This is a genomic window from Rhodococcus sp. NPDC004095 (assembly GCF_053604015.1).
In genome coordinates this window covers 1-1,109 of record NZ_JBSGGS010000034.1, presented here as the reverse complement: position 1 = coordinate 1,109, position 1,109 = coordinate 1, and the positions used below count along the sequence as shown (strand labels likewise).

General features: G+C 64.3%; 1 protein-coding gene. It reads left to right on the top strand.

Features of this window, described 5'->3' with window-relative positions; translation table 11 throughout:
- Positions 1-115: 115 nt before the first annotated feature.
- Positions 116-1,109: IS481 family transposase (locus tag ACWEPG_RS28410; protein ID WP_452595859.1), on the top strand; the 994-nt coding region annotated here is incomplete at its 3' end.

The window sequence follows — 1,109 nt, the reverse complement described above, 5'->3', positions numbered from 1 at the left end:
TGTGATGTCCAGGGAGGTTGGTCCGGACTCTGTCCGGTGAGTCGAGCTGACAGGTGAAAGCCTCCGGTTGTGAAGTGGAGCTGTCTAGGAACCGCTTCACAACCAGGAGGCCTTCGTGTCCCACGCTAACGCAACGCTGACTCCGATCACCCGACTCCGTCTGGCACGACTGATCGTCGAGGACGGCTGGACCTACGCATCAGCAGCGAAAATGTTCATGGTCGCGGCGCGGACAGCCAAGAAATGGGCAGACCGCTACCGCACCGAAGGCATCGCAGGGATGGCCGACCGCAGCTCGCGTCCGAAGTCGAGCCCGAACAAGACTCCCCTCGAGGTGGTTCGGCGGATCGTGCGGTTGCGGTGGCGCCACAGGCTCGGCCCGATCCAGATCGCCGGACAATTGTCGATGCCGGCGTCGACCGTGCACGCGGTGCTGGTGCGGTGCCGCATCAACCGACTCCGCCACATCGACCGCGCCACCGGCGAACCGTTGCGACGCTACGAACACGCTCACCCAGGCTCGCTGATCCATGTCGACGTCACCAAGTTCGGCAACATCCCAGACGGTGGCGGGCACCGCTTCGTCGGCCGCCGGCAGGGCGAGAAGAACCGAGAAGCCACCGCGAAGCGGACTGGCCGACGCAACAGCCTCTACGAGCCGAGAACCGGCATCGCGTTCGTGCACACCGTCATCGATGACCACTCGCGTCTCGCCTACGCCGAGATCTGCACCGACGAGAAGGCCCAGACCGCCATCGGAGTCCTGCAACGTTCGATCACCTGGTTTGCTGACCACGGTGTGGCCGTCGAGAGGGTGCTGTCCGACAACGGCTCGGCCTACAAGTCCCACGCCTGGCGTGACGCCTGCACCGAGCTCGGCATCACGCACAAACGAACTCGCCCCTACCGTCCCCAGACCAACGGGAAGATCGAACGTTTCCACCGCACTTTGGCCGATGGGTGGGCCTACGCACGGTTCTACGAATCAACCACGCAACGCAACACCGCCCTGGCCGGCTGGCTGCACTTCTACAATCACCACCGACCCCACTCCGCCATCGGCGGCCAGCCACCGGTCACCAGACTGACCAACGTGCCTGGACATCACA